Below are 17,272 nucleotides of genomic sequence, written 5' to 3' on the forward strand. Positions count from 1 at the left end.
TAAAAGTAAAAGCAGGGCAATCATGCCCTGCGTCGTATCGAAGTCCTAAATTCCAATCGGAATATGTCCTATGCCTCTAATGCTGCATTGAGCGCATTCACCAGCTGATCGGCGTCGATTCCGTGAACTGCAGCTGCCTGGCCTATTGACTCGCCCTGAGAAGCCGGGCATCCGATGCACATCATTCCGTGCTGGAAGAATGTCTGAATCAGATCAGGGTTCTCGTTGATAACGTCTCCGATAATCATATCCTTGTTGATAGTAGCCATATATATTTCATCCCCCTTCCGAATGTCATTTCTAAACGTCTACTGCAACATTAACATTTTTGGCTTTATAAAAGCAATAGCTCTTACGTACATTTTTAAATTCCTACTAATTCACTGTGAATTCACTTTACATATTGAAATTTAGTGCTATAATGAATTGTCAATTTTGCAAAATCTAATCGCACAATGCAATAAAAAGGATGCACAAGGGAGATGCTAATGTTAGAATTCAGACCTGTAAAACTGGAAGATCAAGACTTTGTCAAGACCGTCATTTGCTCAAGCGGATGTCACGGCGCTGACTACAGCTTTGCAAATCTATACATTTGGAGGCACGCATATGAGCCTGAAATTGCGTTCGTGAGGGAGCGTATAGTCATAAGAATGCCGAAGTACGGATATATATTTGCATATCCTAAAGGCAGCGGTGACGTGAAGCCGATAATCGAAGAGCTGCGCACCGACGCACACTCTCGCGGACAGAGGCTGGTGATGCGCGGACTCACACCTAAGACAATGGAGGAATTTGAACCAATCTACGGGGATCAGTTCAACATAGAAGAGAACCGCGAAGATGCCGATTATATCTACACAGTCGAGAAGCTCCGCGATCTGCGTGGCCGCAAGCTTTCGTCCAAGCGCAATCATATCAGGCATTTCGAGAGAAACGGCGAATGGGAGTTCAAGCTTATCGAAGGAGGCAAGGATATACAAATTGCCAAGGCTTTTGTGACAGAGTTCTACAAGGAGAAAGGCGACTCGGATCTGGTCAGGGAGGCCGACGCTATAGATCAGATGTTCGAGCACTACGAGGCACTCGGATTTTTTGGGGGACTACTATACCAGAAGGGCGCGCCCGTTGCTTTTACAGCAGCAACGCAGCTCGATCCTCTCACGATGGACGTCCATTTTGAGAAGGCTCTCCCCGGAGTCGAGGGCGGCTATACTATGGTCAACCGTGAATTTGCCAGGGCAATCTCCGAGAGGTTCCCTGACGTGGAATACATCAACCGCGAGGAGGACATGGGCATTGAAGGTCTCCGCAAGGCCAAGGAGAGCTATCATCCTGACATATTGCTCATGAAGTATACAGCTTATGAAAAATAAATATATCATCAGACCCAGAGAAGCCCACGACGACAGCGAGTTCATCGATCTGCGCAGAAAAGTATTTGGGGACGACAAGGAATTTATAGACTTTTTTGACAGCTGCTTCCAAGATGACTATCTGGATCTTGTAATCATCGAATCACTTGATGACAAGGAAGTCCTGCAGGCAGCGCTCACCCAGTTCAATATGGGACAGCTCGTAGTTCCCGCCTGGAAGCAGTCTTCCCTAGACGGCAAACAGATCGAGATCAGCTATGCCATCTGCACTGATAAAATCGCACGCGGTAAGGGCTACGGCTCTCATATTACAGTATATGCCAGAGAATTGGCCGAGAGCAGCCGCAAGCTGTCGATGCTCTCACCTGCTGAGCCGAGTCTGATAGATTTTTATGCTCCGCTCGGCTACAGAGAATTCATGTACGCAGAGCAAGGCGTCGTAGCCGCAGATCTTGCCGCTGCGCAATGCGAAATTAGGGATATACTGGCTGCAAGCAGTGCGGTTGCGAGCTGCGCTGAGTCCGATACCCTGACTGCGAGCTGTGCGGCTGCGGGTTGTGCGGCTGCGAGCTGCGCTGAGTCCGATACCCTGACTGCGAGCTGTGCGGCTGCGGGTTGTGCGGCTGCGAGCTGCGCTGAGTCCGATACCCTGACTGTGAGCTGTGCGGCTGCGGGCTGCGCTGAGTCCGATACCCTGACTGTGAGCTGTGCTGAGGCGAATAGTGATGATACAGATGGTAATATTCTCCCGGTTTCTGACGACTGGATAATAAAATTCGAGAATATTACCCCCGAAAAATACAACTGCTACCGGGAAGCGATTCTAGCGGAGCGCGCCCACATCAAATTGTCAGAGGGCGCGCTTCGATTCGTGGCCGGCTCTGCCGCCGGTGCGGGCTGTGCCGGCCTACTGCTTGTCAGCGCTGTCAGATGCGCAGGATCAGCAGATGGGGCGCAGCGGACTGCGCGCGCCGAGGCTGCGCACACTGCGCATGTGGCTACAGCAGCCGAGGCTGCTGCGGATGGGGCGCAAGGGGCTGCGCGGAATGAGGTCGGATTTGCTGTGAACCGAGCTGCGCGGGATGAAGCTGCTACGAGTGTGAACCGAGCTTCATCGGCTGATGTCGGACTCGATACAGGGGATGCGCTGCCCCTTGCGATCGCAGCATGTGAGACCGGCGAGGTGCCGGGCTCTCTCTTTGCGTCCGAGCTCCTTACCTTTAGTGAAGTCGGAGGCGACAAGGAGCTTGGCACTGCAATTGCGAAGGCGCTCGCTGCCAGATCCGGCAAGCATAGCTGTGAATACATGATGCCCGGCATAGCCGGCAGCAAATCGACTGCTGCGTTGGGTCTGCTTGCTGCCGACGACGATGATCTGACGGAGATATACGGGGGAGAACAAGGTGAGTATCTGCCTTATATGGGATTTACATTCGGCTAGGAGCTTAATAGGCTATCTAAATTCGATTACTCCCACTCTTCTTTTTCTACTGTCCATTATATCCCAAAGCGTCATTTCCGCTTGACCACCGAAAAAGTTATAGCACCAATATAACCGCAAAAGAGGGAATCCGATTAACGAATTCCCTCTTTTGCTAAAGGATAATCAATCTAAAATTAATCATCTTCATTAGACACTAATGTCTTTTTCTCCTGATAGTAACAGTACCTCCAAGACCTCCAAGAGATGCAAGTAGAAGAATTGCGAATGGTATGATGTTATTATCATCACCAGTTTTAGGCTTACGTATGCCTGGAACTGTTTTCTTAGGTGTTGGATTCTTAACAACGTTAGTGTCTGAATCGTTGAATCCGTCTCTAACAGTTGCTTTGTTAATTACCATCACTTCATAAGCATCTTTGTTAACTTGTACGGTAAATGTTACCTTATAGGTTTTTCCAGCCGCTACCTTTTTCGTCCATGTTACCTTTCCATCAGCAAATACACCATCATTATCCGCAGATACGAATGTTGTGTATGTCGGTATATTATCTGTAATGGTTATATCACGTTCCGATCCGGTTGTATTCTTATAAGTAATTGCATATGTCAATTTTTGCCCTGGTTCAACTTTCTTACCATCAATATTGGTTGTTGTACCATACTTGAATACTTCCTTCTTTGGTTTAGTTGGTGTTGGATTATGAGTTTCATTTGTTTTGTACTCATTAGTTCCATCGTTAACCTTAGCTACGTTATCGATAGGTGCTCCGTTAACATCATTATCCACCTTTACAGTGAATTTAACTTTTACACTCTGATCCTTTGCTACGGCAACATTCCACTTAACTATTCCGCCAGACTCTGTTCCGCCATTGTCTGCTGATACAAACTTGGTGTGTGCAGGAATCTTATCTGTAATTGTAGCGTTTACATCCTTGCCGGTTGTGTTCTTGTAGGTGATTGCATATGTTAGTTCCTGTTCAGGTTCTACACGCTTACCATCAATATTGGTTGTTGTACCACCTTTGAACACTTCCTTCTTTGGCTCGGTTGGTGTTGGGTTATGAGTCTCATTTGTTTTGTACTCATTTGTTCCGTCATTAACCTTAGCTACGTTATCGATAGGTGCTCCGTTAACATTCTTATCCACCTTTACAGTGAATTTTACTGTTTTGCTTTCACCCTTTAGTACAGCAACATTCCATGTAACAATTCCGCCGGATTCTGTTCCACCATTGTCTGCCGATACAAACTTGGTGTGAGCAGGTATCTTATCCTTGATTGTAGCGTTTACGTCCTTACCTGTTGTGTTCTTGTAAGTGATCTCGTATGTGAGTTCTTCTTCTGGCTGTACTACCTTACCATCTATCTTAGTTGTTGTACCGCCCTTGAATACTTCTTTCTTTGGCTCGGTTGGGGTATGTACCTTTACCGGTTTTGACTTAACCGAATACTCATTATTGATAGTTAATTTGAAATCGTTTTTATAAGTTGTTCCTTCCTTTGTAACCGTTCCAGTTATTACAGGTGCAGAGATATTCACTTCTGCATTCAAATCTGCATTTATCGTGTTTAGATAATCTGATTTTGCACTAAATTTGATCTCATTAGCATCTTTATCATAAGCAACATCATAATTAGGACTCGCTTGCTTTGTTCCCGCTAGATCCAGCTTATATCCTTCCGGTAGCTTATCGGTAAACACAAGTGAATCAATTTTCTCATGACCGGCAGGTAAAGACGCTACATTCAAAACGAATTTTACAATAGAGTCTTTCAAGACCGCATGATTATCTATATCAGCATCATTCTGATCGTTTACTTTCTTTTCAACAGATGGTTGATAGAACAACACATCATAATGATAGCTTGCCTGTATATTAGGGCACTGTGGTTCCTCAGGCGGTGTCGGTTTTACAGGTTCTACCGGCTTAACTGGTACACCGATTGCTTTGATGTCCGAGTTAAATGCAAACCATATTGCTTTTCTGTTTCTTGATCCAAAAGTGACTTTAATCGTCTTCCCTACTGTTTTTCCTACAATAGCCCCATACCATTTATTTGGAGAATTACTTGTATCCCAAGCAACAACCTCAAATCTTGAACCATTTTTAACATGCTCATTTGATCGTGTGCTTGATATTGCGACTCCATTACCATTATCTCTTATTGAAGATCCGTGAATTTGAATGTACTGTCCATTAAAATCACGAACATACTCGCTTCTATCCACACCATTATCATAGTCACGATTTAAAGAAGCAAAACTTATCAGCGCTCCAGTCACATCAATCGGCTGACCATCTTCTCCATAATAAGTAACTTCCATTTCAATTTCGGCATTTGCTCCCAAATCGGAATAGTTGATTGTAACGGTTGGATCATAATAAAGAATTGCAGGGATTTTAGTCTTTCCACTTGCTGTAAGTGTTCTTAAAGTATACTTATATTCTACTCTAGTAATTTTTTTCCCTTCAAAATAGGAGTTTTGCAAATTTGAATAATAAGCCGTCACCGTCTTATTTTTTTCTAAGAAAATTCGAAAAGCTCCCTCGTCATTTGAGTACCTATCATACTTTAATGCAATATTATAAATCTCACTCCCTACTGGATAACCCATTCGTACAACTTCATTTAACCAATCAGTACTACGATAAATTTTTGTATTAACCGATGGTTTAGCGTTTGGTTCCGCTTTGAAAAGAAGCGTCTGTGAATTTGGTTCTTCCATATAGCCATCTGTTTTTTTCTTTTTTTCAAGCTCTTCCATTGCCTTGTTGTACTTGACCATTTCCTCATCATACTTTTTCTTGGCAATGTTGTATTTTGCTAATTCTTCGTCATATTTTTTCTTAGCAATCTCATAAGCCTTCTTCTCTTCTTTGCATTTGGCTACTGCTTTCTTAGCTTCCTCCAATTCCTTTATCTGTTGTTGATAATCCGTCTTGATTTCACTTATCTTGGCATCAACTTCAGCTTTGGATTTAGCTATGCCTTTGTCAATATCCTGAGTTTTATTTACAGGTACTCCGGCGTCTTTTGCGGACTGTACAGCCTTATCCAATTCTGTTCGATCCACTTTGGTTTCAATACCCTTTGTGGCATCTGCACCAAAAGCTTGCATAGTCGGGACCATCGTATTAAACATCATCAAACACGATAATCCCACTGTAAACAACTTTCGGATTGTCGCTTTCAGTTTCGCTTTCATAATTGTTCTCCTTTCTATTTGTATTCCGCTCGTCATTATAGTTTACAGCCTTATAATTGCTTGAAAAAATGCAAACTATAGATGGATAGCTTTATATAAACTTGAAAGCAAAGCGTACAATAAAATTCTATCGCTGTAACCATATCATAAACAGCAATATAATACTACCTTAATTAGTGTATGCTCAACAATTCGTTGTTAGAAAGTTGGCTCTAAACTGAGTCCAACATTCGAACCCTTTAATTTACACTCTAAGTGCAACAATTAAATAATGACCCATACCCTTGGTATAATGGTGTTTGTGAAGACATCCCATATCCAAGGAGGAACTATGAGTCATTACAAGCATCTTACACCAATTGAGAGAGAAAAGCTATTTCTTCTTCACTCTCAAAATAAAGCATTAAGCTATATAGCTAAGATTATTCATCGTGATAAATCTACAGTCTCCAGAGAAATAGCTCGCAATGGCTATAATGGGGCTTATTCACCAAGTGCAGCTCATACTAAATATTTAGAACGTCGTACCAACTGCAAACCTAAACTCAAGTTCTCTAATCCTGAAATATTCAAATATGTTAGAGATAAGTTTCTGGAATTAAAATGGTCACCTGAACAAATATGCGGTCGGCTAAAACTGGAGAAATCAGATCTGTATGTCAGTTATACAACAATATATCGTGCTATATATTCTGGAAAATTTGACACTGACAAGGAGCGTGCTTCGAATGGTAATCGTGGTGCCATCCGTAAACTTCGTCATCGTGGGAAATCACGACATACAAAAGGGTACATTGAAAAACGTGGCAAAATTCCAATCAGTAATAATATTTCAGACAGACCTCAAGAAGCTAATAACCGAATCCGCATAGGAGACCGGGAAGCCGATACAGTTATTGGTAAGAGTGGCGGGGGTTGCCTTGTTACTCTGGTTGACAGAAAGAGTCGTTTTCTCATAAGTTCTAAAGCAAAGAAGAAAGATTCTGTATCTGTAAAAGATACTATGATTTCCTGTCTTACGGGGCAACCTTGTCATTCAATTACACCTGATAGAGGTATGGAATTTGCAAAACATGCTGAAATTTCTGTGGCACTCGAAAAAGTTAAATTTTATTTTCTACTGCCACATCATCCTTGGCAACGAGGAACAAATGAAAATACAAATGGACTTCTTAGAGAGTATTTTCCTAAGAGTTACGACCTTAATGATGTGTCAGAAGAATATATACAAAGCAAAGTGGATGAAATGAACAAGCGCCCGCGAAAATGCCTGGGGTTCAAAACACCATATGAAGTCTATTATTCAACTGTGTTGCACTTAGCTTGATAATTCAAGTGAGTACAAAGACGATTTTAAGGAAAAAGGTATATTCCCTTTAACTTGTCAAAACCGTCCTCTGAAAGCCTTATATTTCAAGCCCGTATTTGTTTCTACTTCGTAACATGGGCATAAAAAGCGGTGTTCTTTAGTTTTTTAAAAGGAAGCATAGGGACACCACTTTTTCATATTGAGGCTATAACTTTTTTTGCGGTTAATGTGGAGTTATGTCAACACGCATCCCTGAAAAGAACCCCTTTTCTCTCCTCGGAAGGCGAATGTCAAAAACTAATATTATAAAAAATAAAATAAATACGCTATCCTTTTGGATATATGAATCGTTATATTTAATAAAAGAGAGTTTTTCAGAATTAGGAGCTGAAGCTTATTCACTGAGATAAACAGGGTGAAAACCTGAATTTTTAACAATTAGCACTTGATTATAAGAGGAGGATTATTGGTGATAAACATGAATACGGATTATATATTAATCCGTAGTGCAAAAGATGGAAACACTAAGGCTGCGGAGTCAATAATCCGTAAATACTATGCGAATATATTTGATTATTGCAGATATCACTCGGCTGATATACATACAGCTGAGGATTTAACTCAAGAGGTGTTTTTAACTTTATTAAAAGAAATTAACCAATATAGGCATAATGGCAAACTTCTAAATTATCTTTATACAATTGCCAGAAATAAATGTATTGATGAAAAAAAGAGGATGAGAAATATGGAAATTTCAATCGATCGTGTGATGAGTACGATCGATTCAAACAACGATGATTGCGGTGAGGAAATAGAGTATTTGGATGCAAAGGCAGCAGTTGATAGATTACCTGATGATATACGGGAGATTATAGTACTGTATTTCTTTCTTGACAGAAAGCAGAAAGAAATTGCAGAAATATGCGGAATCGGGTTGCCTCTTGTAAAATATAGATTAAGAAAAGGGAAAGCAATGATAAAAGAGTTTTTGGAAGGTGAAGTATGAAAAATAAGAATTTTTCTGATAAAAAAATAGAACATCTGCTTAGAAATATTCCGCAGCAGATTACATCAGCTCCGTCAAAGGATGCTATAGACAGCACGGTTCTTAAAGCAAAAGAAATTATGATTACTAAAGAGAAGACAAGTCGTATTGATTTTGCTGAGTTCTTGATTATTCAGATGAAGATAATGCGTAAGAGATGGTGGATTCTTCAAGGGATACTATTGTTCTTGGCATGTGAATGGCTGTCTGTTTCAGGTGATGTTGATTATATATATCGAGGATGGAGTATTTTGGCTGCGTTGTTTGTCATATTGATCATCCCTGAATTATGGGAAAATATGGAATGCAAATCAATGGAAATCGAGGAATCCTCATTATTTGATTTAAGAAAGGTATATGCGGCAAAACTTATAGCTTTTGGACTTGTGGATACGATTTTTCTAACATTCTTTTGTACTGCTGCAACGCAACTTCAAAATATTTTGTTTGTAGATATATTAAAACAATTTGTTTTCCCTGTTATGATTGCGGCTACTATATGCATAATAGCATTTTCGTGTAGCAAACCTTTTAATGAATTAGCAACTATGATTATATGTATTGTTGCTAATTCAATATGGATGTCTGTAGCACTTAATGAAGCGATTTATTCTAAAATAACACCATTGATATGGATGGGGCTATTTGCCGTTTGTATTTCTTTGATTATCTATAATGTGCGCAAGGTTCTAAATAAAAACAGTAAATATCGGGAGGAACAAATAAATGGATTTAATTTTGGATAGAGTAAGAAAAAGCTTCAGAGATGCGGTTGTTGTGGATGATGTTTCGATTAGAATGCAATCCGGACTATATGGCCTTTTAGGCTCAAATGGTGCCGGTAAAACGACTTTGATGAGAATGATTTGTACAATTCTGAAACCTACAGAAGGGGCTATTTACTATGAAGGTGCAGATGTATTTGAAATGAATGAGAAATATAGAGATATTTTAGGATATTTACCACAGGAATTTGGCTTTTATCCGGAACTTACTGTAAAAGATTATCTTAAATATATTTCTGCGTTAAAAGGCCTCAGGCAAGCTATCTCAAAGAAACGTATTGATGAGTTGTTGGAACTTACGGGCATGCAAAAAGATTCATCAAAAAAAATGAAAGAATTATCGGGAGGAATGAAAAGACGAGTAGGCATTGCACAGTCACTTTTGAATGACCCTAAGATACTTGTATTGGATGAGCCTACAGCAGGACTTGATCCCATGGAAAGGATACGGTTTAGGAATCTCATAGGTCAACTGTCAAATGACAGAATTGTATTGTTGTCTACACATATTGTTTCTGATATTGAAGCCATAGCAAAAGAAGTATTTGTGATGAAGGAAGGGCGAATAATTGATCAAGGAACAATTGGCGAATTGTGTAGAAAACTTCCTTGTAAGGTATGGATATATCGTGAAAAAACAGAAGAAGCGGAGAGCTTTGTTTCCCGTTTCGTAAATCCTATTGGGGCGATCAAGACGGATGGAGAGTATACACAAGCACGTATTTTGGCAGAAGAAAGACCGGGAGAAAATGCAATATGTGTTGATACCACGCTTGAAGATGTCTTTTTATATCATTTTGGCGAGATTGGTGGTGGTAGTAATGATTAGATGTGAATTCAGCAAATTATTCAGTAGGGGTATTAACAGGATTCTGTTGTTGGCATTGCTTATTATCGCAGTTGCATTTAGTTTCTTTTCAATATGGAGCGTTAAGTTTGTAGATAAGTATGGAAATGTCCATAATGGTTTATCGGCACCGAGGAAACTTACTGAAGTCAAGTTAAAATATAAAGGAGCGTTAACCTCTGATATTCTTGCAGAAATAATACAGAAAGATAAAAATCTTAATAAAAAGTATGGGAGTACAATTTCGGATTCTGTATATGCAGTAAATGAGCAGGAATACGGTGACATAAAAGATATGATTGTTAGTATTCTTTGCTACGATAAAGATTTTGATGAGTCGGTAATTAATGGATTGGATATTAACAAATCAAGGAATATATATTCTATAAGAGAAAAGAATATTGATCACATGATAAAAGAATATGGTGTTCGAGAAGCGAAGAGAAAATATCTGAAGAAGCAGTATCAAAAAGTGCGTAAGCCTTTTGAATACGCTCCGGCAGAATCATGGAAAACCATGGGTTTATATGCGACAACATATTCGATGATATTGTTAATTGTAATATCCTTTTTCGCAGCAGGATTATTCTCAGAAGAATTCAGGCTTGGAGCAGATTCGATTTTCTTCAGCACCAAGATGGGTCGAAGCAGAGGAACGAAAATAAAGATAGCAACAGGTCTAATTATGGCAACTATAATTTATTGGGGAGCTATGCTCATAATGTCAATCATATCCTTTGGGGTTATGGGGATAAGCGGAGCATCTTCACCAATCCAAATAGAGGATAGCTATTGTATGTACGCATACACATTTGCACAAAAATATATGATAATGCTGTTATCAGGTTATGTAGGAGTTATGCTTGCAGTAGTGATAACAATGCTAGTGTCGGCCAAAACCCATTCTCTGGTTTTGGCTATGTGCTTTCCATTATCACTGTTTATATTGTCACCATTTATTGGCAGAGTGCTTCCATTTAAAAAATTTTTCAATATTACACCGGATCAACTGATAAATGTGTATAACTGTATCAAGTTGCCACTTTTATATCAGTTTGGAGAAACAGTGGTAATGCAAATACCTATGTTGATGACGATGTATTCTATTATTGCGATTATGATTATGCCGTTTATCTATAGGTCATTTAACAAATATTATGATAAATAATGATTCTATACAATCAATCTATATATAAACACAGTATGTGAAAAAACTGACGAAGGATCCGATGTGCATAGATCGGTGTTTACAGACTGCGTGCAATGCATGTCCCTACACAGTCGGAGCCAACACAAGCAGAATTTCCTTCGTCAGTGTCTAGGTGGACTACACTGTCCTCCCCTCCGATTCTAACAATGACATCACCAAAAACCAGTGCTCTTTTACATCCTGTATCAATCGATAATTCTACTATTTGGTTTTGTTCTACACCAAACTTGGCAGCATCATCTTCTGAAAGATGGACATGACGTTGAGCGATAATACAACCATGATCTACTTCGATTTCTGTGCCGTCAGCAGAGACAATCTTGATTCCGGGTGTTCCGGCGAGATCTCCCGACATTCTTATTGGTGCATTTACTCCTATTAAACGAGCATCTGTAGCAGCAAGTTCAATCTGTGTTTCTTTTCTAGCAGGTCCAAGAATCGCTACTCTATCTATTGCTCTTTTAGGACCAACAAGGGTTACCCTTTCCTCTGCAACAAAACCACCGGCAATTTCCTTTTTTACTTTAAGCTCATATCCTTTTCCGAAAAGCCTCTCTATATCTTCTTGAGAGAGGTGTATGTGACGTGCGCTTACTTCCACACTTACGTTTAAAGTACTCATTCTGTTCATCCTCTTCTATGCACATTGGAAAATTGATGTAATTTAAATAACTTGGGCTTCTGATGTTAAGGATAATGATTTTCTGAATTGATATCAAGAGCAAATTGAAATGGAAAAACCTTTTTATAAATGTAATTCAACTTTGAAGTTTTGAAATTTCAACATGTATGCTGTAATTTCTTAATTATAAAATTGATTGACATAGATTAGAAAAACTAATAAAATACTTATAAAATAGAACATAGTTCTGATTAATAGAACAAGGACTGAACAACTAGGAGAACGTATATGAAGTTGCTAATTATAAATCCTGGTGGGACAAGCACTAAGATTGCAGTTTATGAAGATGATAAAGAAATTTTTAAAAAAACAGTTATTCATTCTGCGGATGATTTGGGTATTTTCCCTCATGTATTTGATGAATATGAATACAGAAAAAATCTAATCATCGAATCTGTTGAAGAGGCTGGCTTCTCACTAAAAGACCTTGGTTGTGTAGCAGGTAGAGGCGGATTAATGCGCCCTATCGAAGGTGGTACATATGCGGTAAACGACAAGATGATTGATGATCTTAGACAGGCTAAGTATGGTGAGCATGCATCTAACCTAGGAGCAGTTCTTGCAAAATCTATCGGTGATGAACTTGGAATTCCTTCGTTTGTTGTTGACCCCGTTTCCGTGGATGAAATGATGGATAAGGCGAGGATTGCGGGAATTAAAGAGTTAGAGAGACCGAGTTGGTTTCATGCATTGAATCACAAGGCAGTCTCTAGATTCGTTGCAAATAAACTGGGAAAGAAATACGAAGAATGTAATTTTATCGTTGCACACTTAGGCTCCGGTATTTCGATAGTTGCACATAACCACGGGAAGATGGTAGATGGTAGTGGCGGAAGAACGAACGGCCCGTTCTCCCCTGAGAGAAGTGGCGGACTTCCATCTTATCCGCTTATCAAGCTATGCTACTCTGGTGACTACACCTACGAGGAGATGGTTAAAAAAGTTAGTACATCTGGAGGTATTTATGATTATCTAGGTACTAAGGATCTTCTAGAAATCGAAAAGCGCATTGAGAACGGTGATACAGAAGCGAAGCTGATATACGATGCATTTGCATATTTTGTTGCGAGAGAGATAAGTTCTTACGTTCCGGCTTTCTCAGAGCCAATTGATAGAATTATCATCACTGGCGGAATCGCACATTCCGATTACATTACAGGCGAAGTGTCCAAGATGACGAAAGCAATCGCTCCTACAGAAGTAGTAGCAGGCGAGTTCGAGATGATAGCTTTGGCGTTAGGTGCACTCAGGGTGCTTAACGGCGAAGAGGATGTAAAGATATACTAACGTATATTGAACTGATTAATGAATAAGGGGAGGTTAAAAATGAAATTTTCTATTCGTATGGATCGTATAAAAGCATCCGGTATTCGTGCTGTTCAGAAAAGGATTGCAGGTAATGATAATATCATATCTTTTGCTGCAGGATTGCCTGATCCGGCACTATATCCTTTAGAGGATTTAAAAGCTGCCACGGATGAAATGATTGAAATGGAGGGAATTAGAGCCTTTTCATATGGACTTACAAAAGGTAATGGGGAACTTCTTGAGTTTATCGTTGATAGAATGAATAGGAAAGAAAACGTAAAGTGCACAAAAGATAATATATGTGTGCTTAGTGGATCGCAGCAAGGTATTGGTCTTGCAGGGTTGATGTTTATCGATGAAGGTGATGTTGTAATTACAGAGAATCCAAGTTATCTGGGAGCGATTAACGCATTTAGACCTTATGGTGCTGAATTTGCAGGGGTTGATACTGATGATGACGGCATAGTTATTGAGCACCTGGAAGAAGTGCTTAATAACACACCTGAGGCGAAATTGATGTATGTAATCCCAAATTTTCAGAACCCAACTGGTAAGGCATGGACTCTGGAACGTAGACAGAAATTTATGGAAGTTGTTTCTAAACATGACGTGGTAGTAATCGAGGATAATCCTTACGGAGAAATAAGGTTTAGAAATGAACAATTACCTGATCTTAAGTCATTAGATAAAAAGGGTCAGGTAGTGTATCTGGGATCATTTTCAAAGATTCTAAGCCCGGGAATGCGTGTAGCTTGGATGTGTGCTGAACCAAAGGTTGCATCTATGGCAGAAGAACTAAAAGAAACTAATGATTTACAGAGCCCTGAGATTACACAGATGATAGTTGCATATTACATGAAGATGTTTGATTTAGAGGAACACATCAGGGAAATACAGGAGACATATAAGCACAGAGCTGATCTGATGATCAAGATGATTGAACGGTATTTTCCAAAAGAAATAAAATACACAAAACCGGATGGAGGAATGTTCTTGTGGCTAGAGCTTCCTGAAGGGCTTGACAGTGACAAAATTTTGGATGATGCAGTAAATGCTGGAGTCGCTTATATCCCAGGGGAATCTTTTTTTGCTCATGAAGGAGTTAAAAACACTGTTAGAATGAACTTTACTATGGTAAATGATGATCAAATTCGTGAGGGTATTAAAATTCTTGGAGAAGTATTTAAAAAATATATATAAAGTGGTTAGAGAAAAAATTCTATTTATTGAATTTGGAGGGATTTATGAAAAGTAAATTCAAGCTTGTCCTTACAATACTTGTAATGGGAGGATGTTGGTCCGTTGTATATCTAGTACCTTACCTACAATATACTTGGTATGATCCATTTAAAGAATTCATAGGTGGAACCAATACAAAGTTGGGGCTATTGATTACAATTTACGGATTTGGAAACGTTTTTGGAGCACCTGTCGGAGGATGGCTATCGGATAGATTCAACTACAAGACAATTTATGTTTTGTCGGTATTTTTGAACGGCGTATTCGCTATTTTATTCCTTCTACATCCTACATACGGATTTGCAATTTTGATGTGGATAGGTTTTGCGTTTGCAAGCTTGTTCTTGAACTATCCGGCACATATCAAGATTATAAGAAATTTAGCTAGTGATGAAAATCAAGGGAAAATCTTTGGTTTTAATGAGACTTCGATTGGCCTGTTCAACATAATCATCAGCTCCGCAATGATGCTGGCGTTTACAAAGTTTGCAGTTAGTGTCGGAGGAATAAGAGCTGCCGTTATATGCAATGCAGTTATATCGTTTGTGCTCACTATACTTGCTTTCTTTGTTTTAGAGAGTCCCTCAAGGAAAGCTGTTAGAGAGAAACTGGCTGCTGAATCCAAGGAAAAGTCAAACTTCTTTAAGGACTTTGGTTCTATAGCTAAGCAACCTGCGACATGGCTAGTTGCTATTAGTATTTTTGCAGTATATTCGTTTATGTCTACATTGACATATTTCACTCCATATTTTACTCAGGTGATGGGTGTTACAGTGACGTTAACCGGATGGGCTGCCATTGCCAGACAGTATGGAATGCAGCTTGTAGGAGCACCTATAGGAGGAATTGCGACTGATAAGGTAAAGTCGCCGGCAAAGGTTTTGATACTAGTATATATTGTTGGAATCATAGGATTGGTATATATGCTAGTTCCTAAAACCAGCGTAACTGTAGCAACAGTGTTAGTGGTTACATTGGTACTGTCATTCTTCGTATATATCGGAAGAGGTGCATACTATGCAACACTTACAGAATCAGGAGTACCAAGAGCATTGAGTGCGTCTACAATAGGCGTTGCTGCTGCTGTAGGTTTCTCGCCCGACCTGTTCCAGTTTACGTTATTCGGGTACTGGATGGATAACTGTGGGAAAACAGCATTTACATATATGTTTGTATATCAGATTATAGTTTTAATTGCCGGCATATTTGCTTCAATTGGTATTCTTAAATTAAAGAAAAAGAATGCTCAAGCACATAATTCGAATGTGGAGACCCTATAGTATAAGGTTGTCTGATGCGATTTGGTGTTTTGGATACAAATCATATAAAATTCCATAATTGCGGCAGGACACCTGAATAAGAATAAAGGGAAGACATGGTTTTATAAATCAGTCTTCCCTTTATTTTGCAAAGATTTAGACTATTCAATTATGTTGGGTTGTTAAGAGATAATTTTGAATAGTGTTATATGATTTAAGATTGAATAGTGGATTGATAGCGGGTATATTAGCCTAAGCTAGATATGATTAACCGATACTAAAAGGGTGAAAAATAAACCTATTGTGTGATATCTTCTATGGCTTAAAGAGTGGTTACAGTCTTTGGTCTCCTGTTTTAACCCAGCCAGCGCGTTTAACAGCCTTGTGGAATAGTATAGTTAGAACTGCTGGTAGGACAACGGATATAAGTATTAGTCCAAGCCAATCCATAGAAGTGATACCTGCCTTTGCTCCCTTTGCGATATCAGCAACCCAACCGGAATAAACGCCCAAAGGACCAACAAGTCCACATGTACCCATACCACTTGCGATAGCAGGACCATTCATCTTGAGGTGGAATATGCAGGTTGCGATAGGACCTGTGATTGCAGAGGTGAGAGTAGGAGCTATCCAAATTTTAGGGTTTCTTACAATATTGCCCATCTGAAGCATCGATGTGCCTATTCCTTGTGATACTAGTCCGCCAACACCGTTATCTTCGTATGATGCAACTGCGAAACCAACCATCTGTGCGCAGCAACCAGCAAGAGCCGCGCCACCAGCAAGGCCTGTTAGACCGAGAGCTGCGCATATAGCTGCGGATGAAATAGGAAGAGTTAGTGCTATTCCAACAACGACTGCTACTATGATACCCATCAGTAGTGGCTGGAGTTCTGTAGCCCACATGATGATATCTCCCATCTTCATTGCTGCGTTGCCTAATGCTGGAGCGATGAACCAGGATAAAGCAATTCCTATACCTATAGTTACACTGGGTGTAACTAATATATCAATCTTTGTCTCCTTGGATATAGCCTTTCCGCATTCAGCAGCGATAATAGCTACAAATAGCACTGCTAGAGGACCACCGGCGCCTCCAAGTGCATTTGAAGCAAATCCGACAGTGATAAGTGAAAACAGAACTAGCGGAGGAGCAGCGAGCGCATATCCAATCGCGCATGCCATTGCAGGCCCTCCCATAGCCATCGCGAGTCCACCCACAGTGTATTTGATGCCACCGATAGTAGCTACTGTCTGCGACAAGGCAGTGATATGAAGTTGCACCCCTATGGTGTTGATGATTGTTCCGATAAGAAGCGAACAGAAAAGCCCTTGGGCCATGGCACCGAGGGCGTCAATTCCATATCTCTTTCCGGAGATGATTATGTCTTTGCGTTTTAGAAATGATGTGAAACTAGCCATTAAAAAGCCTCCTAACTATATACAGGTGTCATGACACCTGTATATACATTAAAAGAGGCTGTATAAAAAGTCAATATTAAATTAAAGAAAATGTTATCGGCTACTCCAAAAGTATGCTGTCGTTTGCCAAAAAAT

14 protein-coding genes are annotated in these 17,272 nt (G+C 39.9%); 10 read left to right on the plus strand and 4 right to left on the minus strand.

Features of this window, described 5'->3' with window-relative positions; translation table 11 throughout:
* Positions 1 to 68: 68 nt before the first annotated feature.
* On the minus strand, positions 69 to 269 hold the full coding sequence (locus HMPREF0581_RS00445; protein ID WP_009643732.1) for a DUF1858 domain-containing protein: 201 nt from the start codon (positions 267 to 269) through the stop codon (positions 69 to 71).
* Positions 270 to 488: 219 nt separating this feature from the next.
* Between HMPREF0581_RS00445 and HMPREF0581_RS00450 the strand changes: the two genes are divergently transcribed.
* Together HMPREF0581_RS00450 and HMPREF0581_RS00455 are read left to right on the plus strand one after the other, a co-directional pair.
* Positions 489 to 1,376 (plus strand): DUF2156 domain-containing protein, encoded by an 888-nt coding sequence (locus HMPREF0581_RS00450; RefSeq protein WP_036379313.1) that lies wholly within the window; start codon positions 489 to 491, stop codon positions 1,374 to 1,376.
* Entirely contained in the window at positions 1,366 to 2,817 is a 1,452-nt protein-coding gene (locus tag HMPREF0581_RS00455) for an N-acetyltransferase (protein WP_036379315.1), read from the plus strand. Before HMPREF0581_RS00450 ends, HMPREF0581_RS00455 begins: the two co-directional genes overlap by 11 nt.
* A gap of 196 nt (positions 2,818 to 3,013) precedes the next feature.
* Here the strand turns inward: HMPREF0581_RS00455 and HMPREF0581_RS08155 are convergent, their stop codons facing one another.
* Complete coding sequence (locus HMPREF0581_RS08155) at positions 3,014 to 6,031, minus strand: GbpC/Spa domain-containing protein (RefSeq protein ID WP_051426854.1); 3,018 nt, start codon at positions 6,029 to 6,031, stop codon at positions 3,014 to 3,016.
* Positions 6,032 to 6,362: 331 nt separating this feature from the next.
* On the opposite strand from HMPREF0581_RS08155, the gene HMPREF0581_RS00465 reads away from it, so the two are divergent.
* The 5 genes from HMPREF0581_RS00465 (at position 6,363) to HMPREF0581_RS00485 (ending at position 11,185) form a co-directional block, all read left to right on the plus strand.
* Positions 6,363 to 7,358, plus strand: a complete 996-nt coding sequence (locus HMPREF0581_RS00465; RefSeq protein WP_036379317.1) for an IS30 family transposase — start codon at positions 6,363 to 6,365, stop codon at positions 7,356 to 7,358.
* Positions 7,359 to 7,818: 460 nt separating this feature from the next.
* Entirely contained in the window at positions 7,819 to 8,346 is a 528-nt protein-coding gene (locus HMPREF0581_RS00470; RefSeq protein ID WP_036379374.1) for an RNA polymerase sigma factor, read from the plus strand.
* A complete protein-coding gene (locus tag HMPREF0581_RS00475) occupies positions 8,343 to 9,131 on the plus strand; it encodes a hypothetical protein (protein ID WP_009644520.1) in 789 nt (262 codons plus the stop codon). The genes HMPREF0581_RS00470 and HMPREF0581_RS00475 overlap by 4 nt, the downstream gene beginning before the upstream one ends.
* On the plus strand, positions 9,112 to 9,999 hold the full coding sequence (locus HMPREF0581_RS00480) for an ABC transporter ATP-binding protein (protein ID WP_009644504.1): 888 nt from the start codon (positions 9,112 to 9,114) through the stop codon (positions 9,997 to 9,999). Before HMPREF0581_RS00475 ends, HMPREF0581_RS00480 begins: the two co-directional genes overlap by 20 nt.
* Positions 9,992 to 11,185, plus strand: a complete 1,194-nt coding sequence (locus HMPREF0581_RS00485) for an ABC transporter (RefSeq protein ID WP_009644526.1) — start codon at positions 9,992 to 9,994, stop codon at positions 11,183 to 11,185. The genes HMPREF0581_RS00480 and HMPREF0581_RS00485 overlap by 8 nt, the downstream gene beginning before the upstream one ends.
* Before the next feature lie 79 nt (positions 11,186 to 11,264).
* Here HMPREF0581_RS00485 and pduL read toward each other — a convergent pair whose 3' ends face one another.
* Positions 11,265 to 11,849 carry a phosphate propanoyltransferase gene (pduL, locus tag HMPREF0581_RS00490; protein WP_009644530.1) on the minus strand — a complete coding sequence of 195 codons (585 nt, stop codon included), beginning with the start codon at positions 11,847 to 11,849 and terminating at the stop codon, positions 11,265 to 11,267.
* Between the two features lie 288 nt (positions 11,850 to 12,137).
* Between pduL and buk the strand changes: the two genes are divergently transcribed.
* Genes buk through HMPREF0581_RS00505 form a run of 3 tightly spaced genes read left to right on the plus strand, consistent with a single transcriptional unit; the run spans position 12,138 to position 15,736 of the window.
* Entirely contained in the window at positions 12,138 to 13,196 is a 1,059-nt protein-coding gene (gene buk, locus HMPREF0581_RS00495) for a butyrate kinase (protein ID WP_036379322.1), read from the plus strand.
* 39 nt (positions 13,197 to 13,235) lie between these two features.
* Positions 13,236 to 14,417: an aminotransferase-like domain-containing protein gene (locus tag HMPREF0581_RS00500; RefSeq protein ID WP_051426855.1), complete on the plus strand. Its 1,182-nt coding sequence runs from the start codon at positions 13,236 to 13,238 to the stop codon at positions 14,415 to 14,417.
* Between the two features lie 44 nt (positions 14,418 to 14,461).
* Positions 14,462 to 15,736, plus strand: a complete 1,275-nt coding sequence (locus HMPREF0581_RS00505; protein ID WP_009644508.1) for an MFS transporter — start codon at positions 14,462 to 14,464, stop codon at positions 15,734 to 15,736.
* A 312-nt stretch (positions 15,737 to 16,048) separates the two neighbouring features.
* Here HMPREF0581_RS00505 and HMPREF0581_RS00510 read toward each other — a convergent pair whose 3' ends face one another.
* On the minus strand, positions 16,049 to 17,137 hold the full coding sequence (locus tag HMPREF0581_RS00510; RefSeq protein ID WP_009644482.1) for a PTS transporter subunit IIC: 1,089 nt from the start codon (positions 17,135 to 17,137) through the stop codon (positions 16,049 to 16,051).
* Between the last annotated feature and the right edge of the window lie 135 nt (positions 17,138 to 17,272).

Origin of the sequence: Mogibacterium timidum ATCC 33093 (assembly GCF_000525775.1) — a bacterium.
Taxonomy (GTDB): domain Bacteria; phylum Bacillota; class Clostridia; order Peptostreptococcales; family Anaerovoracaceae; genus Mogibacterium; species Mogibacterium timidum.

Bases quoted from the DNA above. Each gene is read 5' to 3' on its own strand.
- pduL (WP_009644530.1), bottom strand. From the start codon at position 11,849: ATGAGTACTTTAAACGTAAGTGTGGAAGTAAGCGCACGTCACATACAC.
- HMPREF0581_RS00505 (WP_009644508.1), top strand. From the start codon at position 14,462: ATGAAAAGTAAATTCAAGCTTGTCCTTACAATACTTGTAATGGGAGGA.
- HMPREF0581_RS00450 (WP_036379313.1), top strand. From the start codon at position 489: ATGTTAGAATTCAGACCTGTAAAACTGGAAGATCAAGACTTTGTCAAG.
- HMPREF0581_RS00475 (WP_009644520.1), top strand. From the start codon at position 8,343: ATGAAAAATAAGAATTTTTCTGATAAAAAAATAGAACATCTGCTTAGA.
- HMPREF0581_RS00470 (WP_036379374.1), top strand. From the start codon at position 7,819: ATGAATACGGATTATATATTAATCCGTAGTGCAAAAGATGGAAACACT.
- HMPREF0581_RS00455 (WP_036379315.1), top strand. From the start codon at position 1,366: ATGAAAAATAAATATATCATCAGACCCAGAGAAGCCCACGACGACAGC.
- HMPREF0581_RS00510 (WP_009644482.1), bottom strand. From the start codon at position 17,137: ATGGCTAGTTTCACATCATTTCTAAAACGCAAAGACATAATCATCTCC.
- HMPREF0581_RS08155 (WP_051426854.1), bottom strand. From the start codon at position 6,031: ATGAAAGCGAAACTGAAAGCGACAATCCGAAAGTTGTTTACAGTGGGA.
- HMPREF0581_RS00500 (WP_051426855.1), top strand. From the start codon at position 13,236: ATGAAATTTTCTATTCGTATGGATCGTATAAAAGCATCCGGTATTCGT.
- HMPREF0581_RS00485 (WP_009644526.1), top strand. From the start codon at position 9,992: ATGATTAGATGTGAATTCAGCAAATTATTCAGTAGGGGTATTAACAGG.
- HMPREF0581_RS00445 (WP_009643732.1), bottom strand. From the start codon at position 269: ATGGCTACTATCAACAAGGATATGATTATCGGAGACGTTATCAACGAG.
- HMPREF0581_RS00480 (WP_009644504.1), top strand. From the start codon at position 9,112: ATGGATTTAATTTTGGATAGAGTAAGAAAAAGCTTCAGAGATGCGGTT.
- HMPREF0581_RS00465 (WP_036379317.1), top strand. From the start codon at position 6,363: ATGAGTCATTACAAGCATCTTACACCAATTGAGAGAGAAAAGCTATTT.
- buk (WP_036379322.1), top strand. From the start codon at position 12,138: ATGAAGTTGCTAATTATAAATCCTGGTGGGACAAGCACTAAGATTGCA.